The following is an 18,683-nucleotide window of genomic DNA, read 5'->3' as shown; positions in this document are numbered from 1 at the left end:
GGGGACCGCGGGCCGGTTCCCGTGCGGGGTCAGGTCGACGTGGCGGCCGCCGCCGCGCGTCCCGCCGCGCGGCCGGAGAAGAGGCAGCCGCCGAGGAAGGTGCCCTCCAGGGAGCGGTAGCCGTGGACGCCTCCCCCTCCGAAGCCGGCCACCTCGCCGGCCGCGTACAGGCCCGGGACGGGGGTGCCGGAGGCGTCCAGGACGCGTCCGGACAGGTCGGTCTGGAGGCCGCCGAGCGTCTTGCGCGTCAGGATGTTCAGCCGTACCGCGATCAGCGGTCCGGCGGCGGGGTCGAGGATGCGGTGGAGCGGCGCCGTGCGGCTGAGCGAGTCGCCGACGTAGGCGAGGGCGTTGCGGATGCCCATGACCTGGACGTCCTTGGTGTAGGGGTTGGCGATCTCCCGGTCGCGGGCCTCGATCTGGCGGCGCAGCAGGTCGAGGTCGACGAGGTCGCCGCCGGCGAGCCGGTTCATGCCGGCGACCAGTTCGGGCAGGGTGCCGGCGACGACGAAGTCCTCGCCCCTGTTCTTGAACCGCTCGATGGGCTCCGGCGTCTGCCAGATCCGGGAGAGCAGTTGCCAGACGTTCTTGTCGGTCAGGTCCGGGTTCTGTTCGGAGCCGGAGAGCGCGAACTCCTTGGCGATGATCTTCTGCGTGGTGACGAACCAGGAGTGGTCGTGGCCGCTGCCCGTGATCGTCGCGAGGGTGTGCAGCGTGTCGTAGCCGGGGATGTCGGGGGTGCCGAAGCGGCGGCCCCGGGCGTCGAACCACAGGGAGGAGGGGCCGGGCAGGATGCGGATGCCGTGGCCGGGCCAGATGGGGTCGTAGTTCCGCAGGCCCTCGGTGTAGTGCCACATGCGGTCCGGGTTGACGATCCGTCCGCCCGCCTTCTCGGTGATGGCGAGCATGCGGCCGTCGACGTGCGCGGGGACCCCGGTGATCATGTTCTTCGGCGGGGCGCCGAGGCGGGCCGGCCAGTTCTTGCGGACCAGGTCGTGGTCGGCGCCGATACCGCCGGAGGTCACGACGACGACCGGGGCGCGCAGGGCGAAGTCGCCGACGACGGTACGGGAACTGGGCTCGCCGCGGGCCGCTCCGCTGGGTTCCAGGAGCGCGCCGCGCACTCCGGTGACCGCGCCGCCGCTGGTGAGCAGGCCGTCGACACGGTGCCGGAAGCGGAAGGTCACCTTTCCGGCGGCGACCGCGGCGCGCACCTTCTTCTCGAAGGGTTCGAGGACGGCCGGTCCGGTGCCCCAGGTGACGTGGAAGCGCGGTACCGAGTTGCCGTGTCCGTCGGCGAGTCCGCCGCCACGTTCGGCCCAGCCCACGAGGGGGAACCACTGCACGCCCAGGCCGGCGAGCCAGGACCGTTTCTCGCCCGACGCGAAGTCGACGTACGCCTCGGCCCAGCGGTAGGCCCAGTGGTCCTCGCCGGACGGGTCGCCGACGCCGCGGTCGAAGCCGGCGGTGCCGAGCCAGTCCTGCCAGGCCAGGTCGCGGGAGTCCTTGACGCCCATCAGGCGCTGTTCCCGGGAGTCGACGAAGAACAGCCCGCCGAAGGACCAGAACGCCTGTCCGCCGAGGCTCGCCTCGGGTTCCTGGTCGAGGAGGAGCACGCGCCGTCCGGCGGCGGCGAGTTCGGCGGTGGCGACCAGGCCGGCGAGGCCGTGGCCGACGACGATGGCGTCCGCGTCCTCGGAGGCGGCGGCGGACGCGGGGAAGGCATGGCCGGCCAGGGCGGCGCCGGCGAGGACTCCGCCGGTGACGGTGAGGGCGCGGCGTCGGGTGACACCGGCCGGGGCCTGCTCCGGCGGGGACGGTACGGGGGCGGTGGGGGGCTTCTCCATGGCTGCTGCCTTTCGTCAACGGTTCCTGCGGTGCGGGAGGTTGAGCGGCAGGTGGTCGCCGGAGTGCCCCGGGATCGGCGGGCACGCCACCTGGAGGGTTACCGAAGGTAGCCCATGGGGCGGGCGGCGAACAGGGGTGCGGGGGCCGTGACGCGGAGGGCGGGGAGGGGCGAAGGAAGAGGGCGCGGGGCGCGGCCCGTCGGTGAGGGGCGACGGCGGCGCGGAGCAGGGTGGGCGCGGCCTGGCGGCGACGCGGCGCGCGCGGGGCGGGTGGGGCCCGGGGTGCGTGCCGGGTGGTCCTCGGTGTGGTCTCCTGGGCGGAGGCGACGCGCCCCGAGGGGCGGGCGGTGCCCTCCGTCCGGGCAGGCGGAACGCCCGGTCCGGGGCGACGGGCCGTCCGGCCGGGGCGCCCGAGGCGAACAGGACGATCCGCACGTGGCACACCTCCCCGCGTCACTCCCGAAAGACCCTGGGCGCCCCGCCCCGGCCCGCTCCCCCGGGACCCGGACGTGACCGGCGGGACACCTCTCCTCCCGCCGCCGGAGTCCGGGCCGGCCGGCGGGCCGGTGTACCTGGACCACAACGCCACCACCCCGGTCGATCCGCGGGTGGCCGCGGCGATGGAGCCGTATCTCACCGGGCACTTCGGCAACCCGTCCAGCGGGCACCACTACGGCGAGGCGCCCCGCCGCGCCCTCGCCGGGGCACGCGCGCGAGTGGCGGCGCTGGTCGGGGCCCGCGCCGGGGAGGTGGTGTTCACCGGCTCCGGGTCCGAGGCGAACCTGCTCGCCCTGCGCGGCACCGTCCTCGCCTCGGGACGGGACCGGCCACGGGTCGTCACCCAGGCGACCGAGCACCCGTCGGTCCTGGAGACCCTGCGGGCCCTGCGACGCCTGCACGGGGTACGGGTGACGGTCCTTCCGGTCGACGGGGACGGCCTCGTCGACCCCGCCCGGCTCGCCGCCGCGCTGGACGAGGACACGGTGCTGGTGTCGGTGATGGCCGCCAACAACGAGACCGGCGCGCTCCAGCCGGTCGCCGAACTGGCCGCCCTCGCCCGCCGCCACGGGGCGCTGTTCCACTGTGACGCCGCCCAGGCCGCCGGGAGGATCCCGCTCGACGCTACCGCCCTCGGCGCCGACCTGCTCACCATGGCCGGGCACAAGCTCTACGCGCCCAAGGGCATCGCCGCGCTCCGGGTCCGCGCGGGCCTGCGGCCGGAGCCCGTGGTGTACGGGGGCGGCCAGGAGGGCGGGCTGCGGGCCGGCACGGAGAACGTCGCCCTCGCCGTCGCGCTCGGCACGGCCGCCGCCCTGGCCGCCGCGGACCTCGCGGACGGCGCCCCCGGCCGGCTGGCCGCGCTCCGCGACAGGCTCCACCGGCGTCTGGACGCCGCCCTGCCCGGCCGGGTCCGCCTCAACGGCCCGGTGGAACGCCGTCTGCCGACCACTCTGAACATCAGCGTCGACGGTGCCCCGGGGCACGCGCTCCTCGCCGCGACGCCGGGTCTGGCCGCCTCCACCGGGTCCGCCTGTCACGACGGGGACCACCGCCCGTCGCCCGTCCTCACCGCCATGGGCCTGGACGGCGACCGGGCGCTCGGGGCGCTGCGGCTGTCGTTGGGCCGCGGTACCACCCCGGCGGACGTGGAGACGGCGGCGGACCTGCTGGTCGGCGCCGCGCGGTCCGCTCGCGCGGGTCTCCTCACGGGCCCGGTCCGGCCGTTTTCGTGAAGTGCCGGACCGACTCCTGAAATACTAGGGAGTATCATCATCGGGGCGGCCCTGCCCCGTGAAGAGTGCACCGGACACGTACCGACCGAGAGAAGGTTCTGGATGGCAGTCACGGACGGCGTCGAGGCCGACAACGCCAAGCGCCGCATTCTGGACGCCGCGGCCGAGGCTTTCATGGAGCAGGGATTCGGCGTCGCCATCGATGACATCGCGGACAGCGTCGGCGCCACCAAGGGCCTGATCTATTACCACTTCCGCTCGAAGTTCGACATCTTTCTGGCCGCCTACGAGCACGGAATGCGTACCGTGCGCGAACAGGTGGAGCCGTTGTCGCAGGCCGGCGGCACCGGACGGGACCGGCTCGTGGCGATGTCGACGCAGCACGTCATGAATCTCATGACGAATCTCGCCTATCACCACGTGGTCCACCTCGGCGTCAGGGAACAGTCGTCGACGGCGCTGAAACCGCGTCAGCGGAAATCCCTGGACGCGCTCAACATCCTCCGGGCCGAGTACGAAGACCTCTTCCTCCGGGTCGTCCAGGACGGAATCGCCGACGGAACACTCCGACCGGTGCGCGCGAAATTGGCGGCGCGCACCCTGTTGTGCAGTCTCAACGCCGTCGACATGTGGTTCCACCGGATCGAGGGCCAGTCCACGGACGACCTGCGGCAACTCGCCGACGACATCGTGGACGTCGTGGTCGGGGGCCTGGTCCTCGATCCGGTGCGCTGAACCGGCGTACGGGGCATCCCGCCCGGACCGGTGCCGGCCCGGGGCAGGGAGCCGCGTGACCGGATACCGGGGGCGCCGCCGGTCAGAGGGTCCCGGCGGCCATCGACTGGCGCAGGGCGGCCTTGGCGAACTTCCCGGACGCGGTCTTGGGGAGGCCGTCCAGCATCACGACCCGCTCGGGAATCCACCACTTGGCGACCCGGCCGACGAGGTGCGCGCGGATGTCCTCCCGCGTCAGTTCCGTGCCGGGCAGCGCCACCACGCACGCGAGGGGCCGCTCCCCCCACTTGTCGTCCGGCACCGCGATCACCGCGGCCTCCAGCACGCCGGGCAGCGCCATGAGCGCGTTCTCCAGTTCCACCGAGGAGATCCACTCGCCGCCGGACTTGATGAGGTCCTTGGTGCGGTCGACGATGCGCACCACTCCGTGCCGGTCGATGGTGGCCACGTCCCCGGTGCGCAGCCAGCCGTCCTCGGTGAACGCCGAGGACTGGGGGTCGGCCCCGTAGTAACCGGCGGCGACGGTCGGCCCGGCGACCTGGAGTTCGCCCCGGTGCAGTCCGTCGCGCGGGGCGAGGGAACCGTCCTCGGCGACCAGGCGCAGCGAACACAGCACGGTCGGGGGGCCGGGGGCGGCCAGGGCGGTGACCCGGTCCTCCTCGCTCAGCGCCGCCGCCTCCTCGCTGGGGATCCGCGCGCTGCACACCAGGGGGCTGGTCTCGGTCATGCCCCAGGAACTGCGCAGCGGGAGCCCGGTCTTCTCCAGGAAGGCGCGGGAGAGGGACTCGGGCAGGGCGCCGCCGCCGCTGACCAGGTGCCGGAGCGCGCTCAGGTCGGCGCCGTCGAGGTGGGGCACCATGCCGCGCCAGACGGTGGCGACGGCCGCGGCGAAGGTGACCCGGTGCCGCGCCATGGTGCCCACCAGGCGGTCCGGCGCCGTGACGGGGCCGGGCATGACCAGGTCGGCGCCGGCCATGAGGGCGGCGTAGGGCAGTCCCCAGGCGTTGACGTGGAACATCGGGACGACCGGCATCACCGTGTCGCCCTCGCTGATGGCGAAGGTGTCGGCCATGAGCAGGGTCATCGCGTGCAGCACGATCGAACGGTGGTCGTAGAGCACTCCCTTGGGCCGGCCCGTGGTGCCCGAGGTGTAGCAGAGGGCCGCGGCGGTGCGTTCGGCGACGGGCTCGAACGCCTCGACGGGCCGGGCGGCGGCCAGCAGCGTCTCGTAGTCGTGGACGCGGGGGTCGTCGGGCAGTTCGGCCGGTGAACCGTCGTCCATCACGATCAGGTGGCGCACGCTCGGGCAGGTGCCGAGCAGCGGGCGGACCACGTCGAGGATCGAGCGGTCGACGAAGAGGACGTCGTCCGCGGCGTCGTCGACGATGTAGGCGAGGTCCTCGGCGAACAGGCGGTGGTTGATGGTGTGCAGCACCCGTCCCGCGCACGGGACCGCCATGTACAGCTCCAGGTGGCGCTGCGAGTTCCAGCCGAAGGAGCCCACCCGGGCGCCGGCGGGGACGTCGAGGGCGTCCAGTACCCCGGCGAGCCGCCGGACGCGTGCGGCCACGTCGCCGTAGGAGGCGGACACGGTGCCGCTCGGCTGGGTGGTGGTGACGTGCTTGCGGCTGAACCGGTGCTCCATGCCGTCCATGAGCATCGGCAGCGACAGGGGGCGGTCCTGCATGAGGCCGTGCATGTGCGTTTCTTCTCCTCGTTCAGGTGTCGGCGAACGGGCGGGCCGGACCCCGCGTGCGGGCGGGGCCCGGCCCTGGGCGGTGCCCTACCGCGACACGGGCGCCGCGGTCCCGGTCCCGGCCGGGGCGGCCTCGGCCTCGGCCGCGTCCTCCTTGCGGACGGCGTGGGCCAGCAGGGGGGTGAGCGCGACGCCGACGAGCGAGCAGGCGATGACGACCCACAGTCCGGCGCTCGGGTTGCCGGTCGCGTCCTCGGCCAGGCCGAACATGTACGGGCCGAGGAATCCGCCGAGGAGGCCGATGGTGTTGATGAAGGCGAGCCCGGCCGCGGCGACCAGTCCGGACATGCGCGCCATGGCGACGGACCAGAACAGCGGCAGCGTGCCGAACACGAAGATCATGGACACGGCGATCAGCACGATCTGCGCGGCGGGCGACGACGAGAGCACGTAGACCCCGGCCAGGACGGCCGTCAGCGCGGCGAGGACGCCGATGAGGGCGATCTCGTTGCCGAAGCGCCGGTGCACGACCGGCACGAGGAGCACACCGATGGTGGCGCCGACGCCGGAGCTGCCCGAGACCAGGCCGATGAGGAAGGATCCGCTGATGTTCAGGTCCTCGACGATGGAGGGCAGGTTGAAGACGATGCCGACGTTGGTGATCTGGTTGAACAGGTAGATCAGGGCGACGATGACGATGAAGGGACGGCCGAAGGCCGCCTTCAGGTTGCCCCTGATACGGCTGTCGCCCGGCTCGCCGCCGCCGGTGGCGCGGGCGGTGAGGATCTCGGCCTCCTCGGTGGTGAGCCACCTGGCGTCGCGAGGGGTCTCGGGGAGGGTCATCCAGACCAGGACGCCGACCAGCATGGTCACCAGGCCCTCGATGAGGAACATCCACTGCCAGCCGTGCAGGCCCAGGGCGCTGTCCAGCTCCATCAGCGCGCCGCCCATGGGGTTGCCGACGATCAGGGCGACGGTCGGCGCGAGGTAGATGAAGCCGACCACGGTGGCCCGGTGCTGCTGGGAGAACCAGACCGTGACCATGTACATCAGGGTCGGGTAGAGGCCGGCCTCGGCCATGCCGAGGAAGAAGCGCAGGAAGTAGAAGGACCACTCGCCCTGCACGAACATCATGGCCGCGGAGAGCGCGCCCCAGGTGAGGGCGATCCGCGCGATCCAGCGTCTTGGTCCGATTCTGTGCATGATCAGACTGCTGGGGACTTCGAGGAAGGCGTAACTGACGAAGAAGATGCCGGCGCCCAGACCGAAGGCGGTGACGCTGATGCCGACGTCGGCCTGCAGGTGGGTCTTGGCCAGCGCCACGTTGGTGCGGTCGATGTACGCCATGAAGTAGGCGGCGAGCATGATCGGCAGCAGCCTGACCAGGGCTTTGCGGGTGGCGCGCGCGTGAAGCGTGTCCGCCGCCGAAGAAACCGGATGCATAGCCATCGAAGCCCTTCCATCGGGGGTGAGGTGCTCGTGGGTACGTGGATCGCACCCTGGGTGGTGGCGACGTGTCGCCTCGGTACGGCGGCGGGCCCGGCGTGATGCCGTGCTGGTCGCGGGGGCGGAGGGCGGTGTGCCCGTCCGGTCAGAAGATCTCGAAGAGTCCGGCGGCGCCCATGCCCCCGCCGACGCACATGGTGACGACGGCGAACCGGGCGCCGCGCCGGCCTCCCTCGAGCAGGGCGTGGCCGACGAGGCGCGCTCCGCTCATGCCGTAGGGGTGGCCCATGGCGATGGCTCCCCCGTTGACGTTGAGTCTGGCCGGGTCGATGCCCAGGCGGTCGCGGCAGTGTACGGCCTGGGAGGCGAACGCCTCGTTCAGTTCCCACAGGCCGATGTCGTCGACGGTCAGTCCGTGGCGGTCCAGGAGCCGGGGGACGGCGTGGACGGGACCGATGCCCATCTCGTCCGGTTCGCAGCCGGCGACGGCGATGCCGCGGTAGGCGCCGAGCGGGGTCAGTCCGCGCCTCTCGGCCTCGCGGGCCTCCATGAGGACGGCGGCGGAGGCGCCGTCGGAGAGCTGGGAGGCGTTTCCGGCGGTGACGGTGGAGGTGGCGGTCACCTTCCCGTCGGGCAGGACGGGGCGGAGCCCGGCGAGGGCACCGAGGGTGGTGAAGGGGCGGTTGCCCTCGTCCCGGTCGAGGGTGAACTCCTCGGTGACCGGCTCGGCGGCGGGATCGGTGTCGGGTCCGGCCGGGACGGCGCGCCGGCCGGTGAAGGCGACGATCTCCTCGTCGAAGCGGCCCGCCCGCTGGGCGGCGGCGGTGCGCTCCTGGGAGAGCAGGGCGAACTCGTCCTGTTCGTCGCGGCCGACGCCGTACCGTTCGGCGACGATCTCCGCGGTCTCCAGCATGGTCGCGTAGACGGCGGGCTTCTCGCGGGCCAGCCAGGGGTCCGTGGCGCGGTGTCCGTTGCGGTGCTCGTTCTGGACGAGGGAGATCGATTCGACGCCGCCGCCGATCACGATGTCCATGCCGTCGAGGACGATCTGCTTCGCGGCGGTGGCGATCGCCATCAGGCCCGAGGCGCACTGCCGGTCGAGGGTCATCCCGGCGACCGAGGCGGGCAGCCCGGCGCGCAGGGCGCCCTGCCGGGCGACGTTCATCCCGGTGGTGCCCTCCTGCATGGCACAGCCGAGGACGACGTCCTCCACCTCGTGACCCTCGACGCCGGCGCGGCGCAGCGAGCCGGTGATCGCGTGGGCGGCCAGGTGCTGGCCGGAGGTGTCGGCGAACGCGCCCCGGTACGCCTTGCCGATCGGCGTACGGGCGGTGGAGACGATGACGGCTTGCCTCACGGCACGGCTCCCAGCTCGGTCCCGGCGATGGCCGCGTACCGCTTGGTCTGGTCGAACGCCGAGCCGGTGACCACCGGGGCGCTCATGTCGCTGATCTCGGCCCATCGTTCGGCGATGACCTCGGGGGAACGGTCGTCCTCGCGGAGGAAGACGCCCGCGGACTCCTTCATCTGGGCCACGGCGAAGACGCCCGCGCCGGCGGCGAGGAGGGTCTTGGTCGGGGCCTCCTCGCTGACGAGGAAGAGGGCGCCCGGCGCGATCGACTCGGGGGTGAGCATGCCGAGGATGTGCTCGTCGATGAGTCCCTCCGTCATCTGGGTCGCGGCGGTCGGGGCGAGCGCGTTGACCCGGATGCCCTTGCGCTCACCCTCGATGGCGAGGACGTTCATCAGGCCGACCAGGCCGGACTTGGCCGCGCCGTAGTTGGCCTGGCCGAAGTTGCCGTAGATCCCCGAGGCGGACGTGGTCATGAGGATCCGGCCGTACCCCCGCTCCACCATGTGCGGCCAGACCGCCTTGGCGCAGTGGACGGAGCCCATCAGGTGCACGTCCAGGACCTGCCGGACCTGCTCCAGGTCCATCTTGGCGAAGGACTTGTCCCGCAGGATGCCGGCGTTGTTGATGAGGATGTCGACGCGGCCCCAGCGCGCGACGGTCTCGGCGATCATGCCCGCGACCGCCTCGGCGTCCGTGACGTCGCAGAGGTAGGCGAACGCCTCGCCGCCGGCGGCCAGGATCTCCGCCGCGACGCCGGCCGCGGGGCTCTGTCCGGCGGAGGCTCCGGTGGGTGTGCCCATGTCGTTGACGACGACCTTGACGCCGCGCTCGGCGAGGGCGATTGCGTGTGCCCGTCCCAGACCGCCGCCCGCGCCGGTCACCACCGCGACCTGTCCTTCGAAGTTCATCTCGCTCCTGTCATACTACGGAGTATCATGATGACCGTGGCGTGAATGGGGTGTCAACAGTCAATTTCGCGGAGTGTGGTGGGGGCGGGCGGCGGGTTGACGAGGTGTTCACAGGAGTGCGGGGTTCACAGGGAGCGCCGTGGAGGTGAGGTTCACGGGGTTCACCGAATGCGCGGGGTTCAACTGAGCGGCGGGGCGGCGGCGCCCGCGGGGAGTTCACAGGGGTGCGGGGGTCGGGCCTGTGAACTGGCGTGGGGCGCGTTCACAAGAGGGGCGGTTCACACGGCCACCCCGGGTGCGGCGGGTTCACAGCGCAGTCCGCGTTCACGGCGTGGCGGGCATGACCGGCGTTCACAGCCCCCCTTGCGAGCGGCGTTCACACCCTCTTTGTGAGCGGCGTTCACAGCCACCGCGTATGAGCGGCACGTTCAAGGGGCGTCAGCGGTGCGCGCGGCCCGACACGAAGGTCACCCGCCGGCCGCCTTGTGAACTCGATTCACCTCCCGGCAGGAGCAGCAGGCTGTTTCGCGCCCACCACCCCCGCCCCTCCCCGCGACCACTACGCTCAGCCTCATGTCTCAGGGGCACCGCACGACCTCAGCCGAGGCCGACACCGAGACCCCGGCCTGGCACCGCACCCGCAGATGGGTGGAGAGCGCACTCGCCCCCGGTGAACGCATCGGCGCCGTCACCCCCCTGCGCGGCGGCTGGACCTCACGGATGCGCCGCCTCGACATCGAGGGCCCCGGGGAGTCGTACGCCATGGTGCTCCGTTCCTTCGTCACCCCGTTCTTCGTACGCCACGCGCCGGGGCTGCTGCACCGGGAGGCGGACGTCCTCCGGCTCCTCGCGGACACGCCCGTGCCCGCCGCCCGGCTGCACCGCGTCGACGCGAGGGCCCGGCACTGCGACCACCCCTCGCTGCTCATGTCGCACCTGCCCGGACGGCTCCGGCTGCGCCCCGGGGACGCCGAGCGGACGACACGGCTCCTCGCCCGGCAACTGGCCGAGATCCACGCGCTGCCCGTCCCGGAGGAGGACCGGCCCCGGGTCTACGAGGCGTGGACCGCGGCGGACCGGGTGCGCGTGCCGGCGGGGACCGGCCGGCCCGAGGTGTGGGAGCGTGCCGTACGGACGATCCGGCGCCCTCCCCCGGACCACCGGCCCCGCCTCCTGCACCGGGACTTCCACCCGGGCAACGTCCTGTTCACCGGGGAGGGGGACGACCTGGCCGTCTCCGGGGTCGTGGACTGGGTGGAGACCTCGTGGGGGCCCGCCGACCTCGACGTGGCGCACTGCTCCACCGCGCTCGCCCTGCTGTACGGGGTACCCGCGGGGCTGGACTTCGCCGGTCACTACACCGACGCCGGCGGAGTCCTCGCCGACGACCCGGCAGCCCACCTCTACTGGCGGATGCTGGACGCGCTCGCCTTCGCACCCGACGCGGACAAAGTCGGCACGCCCTGGCGGGAGACGGGCCGGCACGACCTGACCCCGGACCTCCTCGCCGGGCGCCTGGAGGGGTACCTCCACGGCCTGTTCGACCGGTACGGGTGAGGCGCAGGACGCGGGGGCGCGGGGTGATGCGGGTCGGCCGGCCCGGGCCGCGGTCGCCAAACGAGCGCCCCCGCCCATCCCCTCCCCAGCCCCCCTCGGGCCCCGCGCCCGGCACCGACCCGGCCCCCAGCCCCCCGCCCCCCGCCCCGGCACAGGCGCCCGCAAGGCTCCCCGCCTTCGGCCCTCTCCGCCGACGCCGCCTCCCCCCTCCGCCCTTCGCCCTCCCGGCGAGACCCCCGTCGACTCCCTACGTCGAGACCGTCTCCGACCGGGCCGCCGGACGCAGCGGTACCTGGGACGCGCGGTCCACCAGGTCGCGCAGGACGGCCACGTACTCTTCGTGGCCGCCGAGTTCGTCCAACAGCAGCCGGGCCTGATCCCGGAAGCCGTCGACGCCGGCCTCGAAGCGCCGCAGCACCTCCGCGTGGAGGAGGATGCCGGCGAGTTCCGCGCGTGCGTCGGCGTCGTCCCGGGCGGCGGCGTGCAGTGCCGTGATCCGGCCGGGCGGGACGGGGGCGGCGCCCTCGTCGAGAGCGCAGGCGAGGAGGTAGGTGACGGTGCCGTTGCGGAGGTCCTCGTGGCGGCCGGTGAGGATGTCGTCCTGGTCGTTGAAGAGCTGCCACAGGATGCCGAACACCTCGCCGAAGCGGCGCCAACGCCGTACCCGGGGCGCGTCCGCCCCCGCCAGCGTCGCGGCCATGGCGGTGACCATGCCGAAGGGCGCACCGGACTTGCCCAGGTAGACCTCGGTGACGGAGGCGCGGCCGGCGCCCTCGGCCTGTCCGGCGAGGTCCCTCAACTGGCCTTCGGTCGCGTCGACCCAGCAGCGGACGATCTCGGTGGCGAGGGTGCCGCGTAAGGCTTCCGGGACGGAGTCCGAGCCGACGACCAGCAGCGGCAGGGGCGTTCCGGCGATGACGGTGGCGAGGAGCGCCTCGCTGTCGTCCAGGCCGCCCGCGGTATAGGTGCCCTGGGAGTCGGCGAGGTCGTCGAGGCAGCAGGCGGCGGTCCACCACAGTTCGTGGACGACGGCCAGGGGCAGGGCCGGTTCGGGTTCGCCGGTCTCCGCGGCGTGCACGAGCAACGGCAGGACGGACAGGGGGTAGGCGAAGGTGCGGTCCGCGAGGAGCGCCGAGACGGCCGTGCGGACGGCGGGCGCCGACGGGCCGAGCAGGCCGAGGGCCTTGTCCGTCTCCGCCTCGATGCCCGCGGCCATGCGCCGGTGCAGATCCAGGTACGACACTGGGGTCACGTGAGCCCTCCATGGTGGGTGCGGCTTCGAGCACAGATTCGATCATGGAGGGGCCGTCCGCGCCACGGCCACCCGGCTCACCGGGGGCGGCCGTTGGCCGTCGCCCGGCGGCCCCGCGCGCCCGCGGGGAACGACGGTGACTCAGACGCGCCGGCGGCGTCGGCTGCCCCGTCCCCAGTGGAGGCGCAGGGCGGCCAGGCGGATCAGTGGCAGGAGCAGGAGCCAGGTCACGACGACGCCGGCCGGGCCGGTGAAATCCCCCACGAAGAGGGCCGGGAGGGCGGCGAGGCCGGCCCAGAACGCCTGTGCGCCCAGCGGGACCAGCTCGGCGGGCAGTCCTTGCCGGGCATGGCGGCGGGCATGGCGGACGGCGACGGTCCCGGCGTACGCGCCGTAGACCCCGGCGGCCGTCATCGCGCAGGCCAGGGCCGTGGTGAACTCGGGTTCGCCGACGGGGGTGTCGGCGGATTCCTGGGTGACGCCGTCACGGGTGACCGCGACGGTGTAGTCCCGCCAGACCGTGAGCGTCACCCGGTCCCCCTCCCGCAAGCCGCTCAACAGGGGATCGGCACCGTACATGTCGAGTTCGGCGGGGACGGCGCCGCCGCCGCGGAGCAGCAGAGAGTACTGCTGGTTCCTGCCCCCGTCGTGGATGACGGTGCCCCGGACGGTCGCCGGGAACCGGCGGAGGCAGTCGGCGGGCGCGGGGGTGGTCGTCGGGCAGGGCCGGGCGTTCTCGAAGGCGCGTACGTCGTCGAGCAGACCGGGGACGAGGGCCGCCGACGCGGCCGCCGCCACGAGGGCCGCCGCGCCGAGGAGTGCGGCCACCGTGCCCCAGGCGCGGTGCCACCAGGCGCGGCGGCGTACCTGCCGGGCGCGTCGGGCCGCGCGTGTCGAGGCGGAGGCACGGGCCCGCGACCTGCTCACGTCGTCCGTCTCCGGCCTGGGCGGACGCGGGAGGCGGCGGTGAACACGGCCAGCGCGACGAGTGTGCCCGCCGCCGTGGCCAGGGCGTCGGCGTCCGGCCGGTCGAGGTGCCGCCGCAGGACGTCGACGAGGAGGAACAGGACGGGGCTGCCCAGCAGGAACGCCGCCGCTCCCGGCACCCAGCGGCGGTGGCGGTTGACGAACCACCAGCCCAGCAGGAACACGACGGGCGCGGTGACGGGCAGCGCCGGCTCGTCGACGGCCCGCAGCACGCCATACGTCAGCGCGCAGACGGCCCAGCAGCCCGCGAGCACCACGGCGGCCTCCCGCAAGGGCACGCCCCTGTCCTCGGTCCGCCCCCGGTCCATGCGCCCGCCCTTCGCTCCGGCCGCGCGTATACGCCCGCGCATGCGCCGGTGCCATTGAGCCACACGGGCGGTGGCCGGGGACAGGCGTGTCTCCGGCACCGGTGACCGGCCGGAACTGCCGGAACACGGCAGCCGGCCCCGGCGCCGCGAGCCACCGTTATTCGGATGCCCCGGTGCCGTGCACGTGCCTAGGGTGCCGGTGTGAAACCGGCAGACTTTTACACGGGCATGGTCGCGGACCTGTACAGGCCGCTGAAGGGGTCCTCCGAATCCCCGGATCCCTACGCAGAGTTCGTCGAGCGGTACGGCGGACCGGCGCTGGAGCTGGGATGCGGGGACGGTGATCCCCTGGTGGAGTTGCGCCGGCGCGGGCTGGACGTCGACGGTGTCGACTCCTCCGCCGACATGCTGGAACGGCTGCGGCGCCGCGCGGAGGCCGCGGGTGTCCCCGTCACCGTCTTCCACCAGCGGATGGAGGCCCTGGACCTGCCGCGCCGGTACCGGACGGTGTTCCTCGCGGGGCCCACCTTCACCCTGCTTCCCGACGACGCCACGGCGCTGGCCGCGCTGCGCCGCATCCGCGCCCACCTCACGCAGGACGGCACCGCCCTGGTCCCGCTGGACGTCCCGGAGCCGACGCCGCCCGACCGGCTGGGCCGGCCGCGGACCGCCACCGCGCCCGACGGCACCGAGATCCGGGTCTCCGTGATCGCCGAGGAGCGCGACGAGACCGCCCGCACCCAGACGTCGGTCTTGCGCTACGAGCGCCGGAACGGTACCGAAGCCGACGTGCTGGAACGCCCGTGGCTGCTCCACTGGTACCCGAGCGAGGTCTTCGGGGAACTGGCCGCACGGGCCGGCCTCGCCGTGAGCGCGGTGACCGGGCCGGACGGCGAGCCGGCCGCCGAGGGCGCCACGTACCTGCACTTCCTGTTGCGCGTCGCCGACTGAGCGGGCGGGCCCGGCCCGGCGGGGGTTCCGCGCTCTCGCCGGGTGGCGCCCCGGGCCGCGCGCACGGCCCACCCGGCGTCGGACCCCCCGTCCCCGGCCGCGGCCGGGCGGTCCTCCACGCCGCCGTCGGCCGGGGTGGCGTGGCCCGGTCACCACGCCCCGCGCCCCCGCGCCCCCGCACCCGCGCCCCGGTCGTCGGGCGACGTGGCGCCTCCGCGCAGCCCCCGCGGACGGCGCACGGCACCCGGTCACCCTGTGCCGGTGACCTCCTGACCCCTTTTCACGCGCCCCGCCGCGGGAACGGCCGGGTGCGGAGCCTCTGCCTGCCCGAGGCAACCGCCCCCTCCGTACGGCTCGGCGCCGAGGAGGGAGAACGCCCGCTGGTGGCGACGCTGGAGGGCACGGGCTTCACCGCCCAGCCGGACGGGTCGGCCGGGGCGACGCCCCCTCCGCCACCGGGCCGGGCGGGCCCTCCGCACCCGGTGTCCGGCTCCGCGGCGGGCGCGGTCCGCAGGCTGCCGCACGACTGCCCGTTCCGCGAGGGGCCCAGGAGCGTCCGGACATCGCCTGCGCGATCCCCCTCGGTCTTCTCAAGGCTCTCCGGAGACGCTCCGAGTCCCGTCGGCCGCCGGGGAGTTGGAATCCCTCGTGGCCCCGCACCGCTGTGCGGCCACGCTGCGGCGCACCGGCACCGCCCGACGGGACTCCGGCCCCCCTCTGCCCCTCCCCTCCCCTCTGCCCCTCCCTCTCCCCCTCCCCCCTCTCTCGCCCTCTTTCCACCCGGCCGCGCGCCGGCTCCGCCGCCGTGCCGGGCGGGTGCCCGCGTGTGGTCGTCCCCGGGCCTCCGGACGGTATAAAGAATTCCTATGACTGGGGGAACGCGCTTCGCGGTTAGGCTCAGGGCTCACTCAACCGGGGCCGAGATCCGGGCCTTCCGCATTTCGCAGCGCAAGAGGAGTCCACCCGTTGAACGCGATGTGGCGCGTGAATCCGAAGAATACGGCACTGCTCGTGATCGACATGCAGAACGATTTCGTTCTGGAGGGGTACCCGATGGAGGTGCCGATGGCACGCCGGCGGATACCGCAGATGCAGGAGGTCATCTCCGAGTGCCGGGCGGCCGGAATTCCGGTCGTCTACAGCCGGCACGTCCTTCTCGACACGTTCAACGTGTCGCCGCTGGAATCCACCTACAACCCGGCGCTGCTCACCGCGGGAATGCGCAGCGGTACGCCCGGAGTGGAGATCGTCGACGACCTCGCGCCGGAACCCGAGGACGTCGTCATCCCGAAGCACCGCTACGACTTCTTCCACAACACGCCGCTCGAGACCGTGCTGAACAGCATCTCGGGCCTGCGACAGGTGGACACGGTCATCATCATCGGCACCCTCACCGAGGTCTGCTGCGATTCGACGGCGCGCAGCGCGTACATGCGCGATTTCAAGGTGGCGTTCGTCGCGGACGCCACCGGTGCGCGCAGTGAGGCCGCGCAGAAGGCCACGGAGGAGAACATCGGCACCTTCTTCGGCCGGGTTCTCCAGACCCGGGAGCTGGTCGCGGAGATCCGGGAAAGCACGGAAGGAAGAGCGGCATGACGACGAAAGAGTACGACGTCCGCTATGAGCGTTCCGCGGTACTGCTGCTGTCCCTCGGTTTCGGTCTCGTAGGTCTGGACCGCTGGATCATCAGTCCGCTCTTCCCGTCGATGATGAAGGAACTCGGGCTGGACTATCAGGACCTGGGGAACATCATCGGTGTTCTCGGTCTCGCCTGGGGCGCTTCTTCCCTTCTCATGGGCGGTCTCTCCGACCGGCTGGGACGGCGCAAGATCCTGGTCGCGTCGATCGTGTTCTTCTCGGTCTGTTCGCTGCTGACCGGACTGGTCGGCGGACTCTTCAGCCTCCTGATGGTGCGCGTCATCATGGGCGTCACCGAGGGCGCGTTCTCCCCGACGGCGGTGGCGGCCACGGCGGAGGCGTCGCCTCCGCGGCGGCGCGGGCTGAACATGGGCATCCAGCAGAGCACCTTCGCCCTGTTCGGCGTCGGCCTGGGCCCCATCATCGCCACCCAGCTCCTGCGCATCCTGCCGAGCTGGCACTGGGTCTTCGGCATCATGCTGCTGCCCGGACTGGTGCTGGCCTGGTTCGTCTTCCGGACCATCCGTGAGCCGCACCAGCTCCCCGCCTTCGAGTCCGCGGTCGTCGCCGCCGCCCCCGGCGAGAAGCCCCGCTGGCTGGACGTCTTCCGCTACCGCAACATCCGGCTGGCGATCCTGGCCCTGTGCGGCGCGATGACCTGCATCTTCGTGCTCAGCGCCATGGTGCCGAGCTATCTCGTCGACCACCAGGGCATCGGCACCACCCAAATGGGCGTCATCGCCTCCGGCATCGGTTTCGGCGCCTTCGCCGGCCAGCTCGTGATCCCCGGGCTCTCCGACCGGTTCGGCCGCAAGCCCGTGGTGGTCGCCGCGCTGCTGATGGCGATGGCGATGCTGATCGGCTTCATCTTCCAGGGCCCGGTGGTGCCGCTGCTGTTCCTGCTGCTGTTCTTCATCGCCTTCGGCGCCAACGGCTGCCTGGCCCTGCTCGCCGGCACCGTCACCGTGGAGTCCGTGCCCGCCGGGCTGATGGGCGCCGCCGCCGGCACCGTCATGGGCGTCGCGGAGATCTTCGGCGGCGGTGTGGCCCCGTCCGTCGCCGGTTACCTGGCGCAGAACCACGGCATCGAGACCGTCCTCTACCTGGCGCTGGGCGGGCTGGTGCTCTGTGTGGTCGCCGCGTCCTTCCTCCAGGAGACGGCACCGAAGAAGGCCGGCCTCACCGAGGCGGCCGACCCCGCCGCCAAGGCGCCCGCCGGCGCCTGACCGGCCCAAAGCTCCGCCCCGTACCCCCGTCCCCAGGCCCCTTTCCCCCGGGGGCCCCGCGCCCGGACCGGACGCCCCGCGTGAGAGCGCGGGGTCATCCGGCTCCGGGCGCTTCGGCGTCCAGGAACCGGGCGACCGACGCGGCGAACTCCTCGCTCACTCCGTGGTCGCGCCCCGCGTCGCTGACGCCGACGGTGACGTTGATCTCCGGCAGGAGTCCGGGCAGCGGTGTGGCGGGCAGGTCGGTGCCGCAGCGCTCCCGGTCGGCGAGGACCACGCCGGTCGGCACGACGGAGATGCACTCGCCCAGCCGGATGAGGGCGTGCATCGTGCGGTAGTCGTCCACCACGTGGAAGCGGGAGATCTCGTAGGTCTCGATCAGCGTCGTGGTGATGCGGGCGTGGTGGGTGAGCACCGGGTTGTCGAAGAGGACGAACCGGTAGCGGGAGAGCAGTTCGGTCAGGGCGGGGGCGCTGTGCTCCTCCAGGACGGTGCCCGGCGGGTGGACCAGCGCCATGTCCTCGGTGCCGACGACCTCGGTGTGGAACGGGTGGCCGGACTCCGTGGAGTAGAACAGCCCGGCGTCGAGCTGGTTGAGTTCCAGCAGGTCGATGAGGGTGGTGGCGGGCCGGCTCGTGACCCGGAACTCGTCGGCGCCGTAGGAGCCGAGGGCGCTGCTCACCACGGCCCGCACGGAGCGTTCCGACAGCCAGTTGTCCACGCCGAACATGACCTTGTGCGGGTGTCCGGCGACCTCGTCGAAGCTGCGGGGCCGGGCCGGGTCCTTGGTGCCGAGGACGGCGGAGGCGTTCGACAGGTCGCGGATGAGCGTGGCGGCGTAGGGCAGGAAGTAGGACCCCTGGGGGGTGAGCACCACCCCGGTCCAGCCGCGTTCGAACAGCGCGAAGCCGAGGCTCTCCTCCAGTCGGCGCAGCCGTTGGCTCATCGTCGGCTGGGTGACGTAGAGGCCGGCGGCGGCCTTGGAGATGCTCCGGTGCTTGGCCACCGCGAGGAAGGAGTGAAGGGCCTCAAGGTCCACGAATGC

15 protein-coding genes are annotated in these 18,683 nt (G+C 73.0%); 6 read left to right on the top strand and 9 right to left on the bottom strand.

Features of this window, described 5'->3' with window-relative positions; translation table 11 throughout:
* Window positions 1-29: 29 nt before the first annotated feature.
* Window positions 30-1,847: an FAD-binding dehydrogenase gene (locus VM636_RS29355; protein ID WP_338486129.1), complete on the bottom strand. Its 1,818-nt coding sequence runs from the start codon at window positions 1,845-1,847 to the stop codon at window positions 30-32.
* A 509-nt stretch (window positions 1,848-2,356) separates the two neighbouring features.
* On the opposite strand from VM636_RS29355, the gene VM636_RS29350 reads away from it, so the two are divergent.
* Both VM636_RS29350 and VM636_RS29345 read left to right on the top strand, forming a co-directional pair.
* Window positions 2,357-3,580, top strand: coding sequence for a cysteine desulfurase family protein (locus VM636_RS29350; RefSeq protein WP_338486127.1), 1,224 nt, complete (start codon window positions 2,357-2,359; stop codon window positions 3,578-3,580).
* 102 nt (window positions 3,581-3,682) lie between these two features.
* Window positions 3,683-4,315 (top strand): TetR/AcrR family transcriptional regulator, encoded by a 633-nt coding sequence (locus VM636_RS29345; RefSeq protein WP_030419888.1) that lies wholly within the window; start codon window positions 3,683-3,685, stop codon window positions 4,313-4,315.
* Window positions 4,316-4,397: 82 nt separating this feature from the next.
* Here VM636_RS29345 and VM636_RS29340 read toward each other — a convergent pair whose 3' ends face one another.
* From VM636_RS29340 to VM636_RS29325, 4 genes are all read right to left on the bottom strand, one after another.
* A complete protein-coding gene (locus tag VM636_RS29340; RefSeq protein WP_338486125.1) occupies window positions 4,398-6,014 on the bottom strand; it encodes a long-chain fatty acid--CoA ligase in 1,617 nt (538 codons plus the stop codon).
* Between the two features lie 84 nt (window positions 6,015-6,098).
* Window positions 6,099-7,460, bottom strand: a complete 1,362-nt coding sequence (locus VM636_RS29335) for an MFS transporter (protein ID WP_053914333.1) — start codon at window positions 7,458-7,460, stop codon at window positions 6,099-6,101.
* A 142-nt stretch (window positions 7,461-7,602) separates the two neighbouring features.
* The gene (locus VM636_RS29330; protein WP_338486122.1) at window positions 7,603-8,814 is read right to left on the bottom strand and encodes an acetyl-CoA C-acyltransferase; all 1,212 of its coding nucleotides are present in this window, start codon (window positions 8,812-8,814) and stop codon (window positions 7,603-7,605) included.
* The gene (locus VM636_RS29325; protein WP_030419892.1) at window positions 8,811-9,719 is read right to left on the bottom strand and encodes an SDR family NAD(P)-dependent oxidoreductase; all 909 of its coding nucleotides are present in this window, start codon (window positions 9,717-9,719) and stop codon (window positions 8,811-8,813) included. The genes VM636_RS29330 and VM636_RS29325 overlap by 4 nt, the downstream gene beginning before the upstream one ends.
* 573 nt (window positions 9,720-10,292) lie before the next feature.
* On the opposite strand from VM636_RS29325, the gene VM636_RS29320 reads away from it, so the two are divergent.
* Window positions 10,293-11,276 (top strand): phosphotransferase, encoded by a 984-nt coding sequence (locus VM636_RS29320; RefSeq protein WP_338486119.1) that lies wholly within the window; start codon window positions 10,293-10,295, stop codon window positions 11,274-11,276.
* Window positions 11,277-11,523: 247 nt separating this feature from the next.
* Here VM636_RS29320 and VM636_RS29315 read toward each other — a convergent pair whose 3' ends face one another.
* The 3 genes from VM636_RS29315 to VM636_RS29305 all read right to left on the bottom strand — a co-directional run bounded on the left by VM636_RS29315 (window position 11,524) and on the right by VM636_RS29305 (window position 13,793).
* A complete protein-coding gene (locus VM636_RS29315; protein WP_338486117.1) occupies window positions 11,524-12,528 on the bottom strand; it encodes a hypothetical protein in 1,005 nt (334 codons plus the stop codon).
* Between the two features lie 141 nt (window positions 12,529-12,669).
* A complete protein-coding gene (locus VM636_RS29310; RefSeq protein WP_051821285.1) occupies window positions 12,670-13,455 on the bottom strand; it encodes a hypothetical protein in 786 nt (261 codons plus the stop codon).
* Window positions 13,452-13,793: a hypothetical protein gene (locus tag VM636_RS29305; protein ID WP_030419896.1), complete on the bottom strand. Its 342-nt coding sequence runs from the start codon at window positions 13,791-13,793 to the stop codon at window positions 13,452-13,454. The genes VM636_RS29310 and VM636_RS29305 overlap by 4 nt, the downstream gene beginning before the upstream one ends.
* A gap of 231 nt (window positions 13,794-14,024) precedes the next feature.
* On the opposite strand from VM636_RS29305, the gene VM636_RS29300 reads away from it, so the two are divergent.
* The 3 genes from VM636_RS29300 to VM636_RS29290 all read left to right on the top strand — a co-directional run bounded on the left by VM636_RS29300 (window position 14,025) and on the right by VM636_RS29290 (window position 17,638).
* Window positions 14,025-14,774 (top strand): class I SAM-dependent methyltransferase, encoded by a 750-nt coding sequence (locus VM636_RS29300; protein ID WP_338486114.1) that lies wholly within the window; start codon window positions 14,025-14,027, stop codon window positions 14,772-14,774.
* A gap of 975 nt (window positions 14,775-15,749) precedes the next feature.
* The gene (locus VM636_RS29295) at window positions 15,750-16,370 is read left to right on the top strand and encodes an isochorismatase family cysteine hydrolase (RefSeq protein WP_051821287.1); all 621 of its coding nucleotides are present in this window, start codon (window positions 15,750-15,752) and stop codon (window positions 16,368-16,370) included.
* Window positions 16,367-17,638, top strand: coding sequence for an MFS transporter (locus VM636_RS29290; RefSeq protein WP_037857988.1), 1,272 nt, complete (start codon window positions 16,367-16,369; stop codon window positions 17,636-17,638). The genes VM636_RS29295 and VM636_RS29290 overlap by 4 nt, the downstream gene beginning before the upstream one ends.
* Before the next feature lie 94 nt (window positions 17,639-17,732).
* On the opposite strand, the gene VM636_RS29285 is transcribed toward VM636_RS29290, so the two are convergent.
* A complete protein-coding gene (locus VM636_RS29285) occupies window positions 17,733-18,677 on the bottom strand; it encodes a LysR family transcriptional regulator (protein ID WP_030419900.1) in 945 nt (314 codons plus the stop codon).
* Window positions 18,678-18,683 lie beyond the last annotated feature (6 nt).

This window comes from Streptomyces sp. SCSIO 75703 (assembly GCF_036607905.1).
GTDB lineage: Bacteria > Actinomycetota > Actinomycetes > Streptomycetales > Streptomycetaceae > Streptomyces.
Note: the sequence above shows the minus strand (reverse complement) of the source record. Positions and strands in the feature narration are given on the sequence as shown.

What these genes read in the sequence shown, in the direction of transcription:
- VM636_RS29355 (WP_338486129.1), bottom strand. Translation starts at nt 1,847, where the DNA reads ATGGAGAAGCCCCCCACCGCCCCCGTACCGTCCCCGCCGGAGCAGGCC.
- VM636_RS29345 (WP_030419888.1), top strand. Translation starts at nt 3,683, where the DNA reads ATGGCAGTCACGGACGGCGTCGAGGCCGACAACGCCAAGCGCCGCATT.
- VM636_RS29340 (WP_338486125.1), bottom strand. Translation starts at nt 6,014, where the DNA reads ATGCACGGCCTCATGCAGGACCGCCCCCTGTCGCTGCCGATGCTCATG.
- VM636_RS29335 (WP_053914333.1), bottom strand. Translation starts at nt 7,460, where the DNA reads ATGGCTATGCATCCGGTTTCTTCGGCGGCGGACACGCTTCACGCGCGC.
- VM636_RS29325 (WP_030419892.1), bottom strand. Translation starts at nt 9,719, where the DNA reads ATGAACTTCGAAGGACAGGTCGCGGTGGTGACCGGCGCGGGCGGCGGT.
- VM636_RS29320 (WP_338486119.1), top strand. Translation starts at nt 10,293, where the DNA reads ATGTCTCAGGGGCACCGCACGACCTCAGCCGAGGCCGACACCGAGACC.
- VM636_RS29295 (WP_051821287.1), top strand. Translation starts at nt 15,750, where the DNA reads ATGTGGCGCGTGAATCCGAAGAATACGGCACTGCTCGTGATCGACATG.
- VM636_RS29290 (WP_037857988.1), top strand. Translation starts at nt 16,367, where the DNA reads ATGACGACGAAAGAGTACGACGTCCGCTATGAGCGTTCCGCGGTACTG.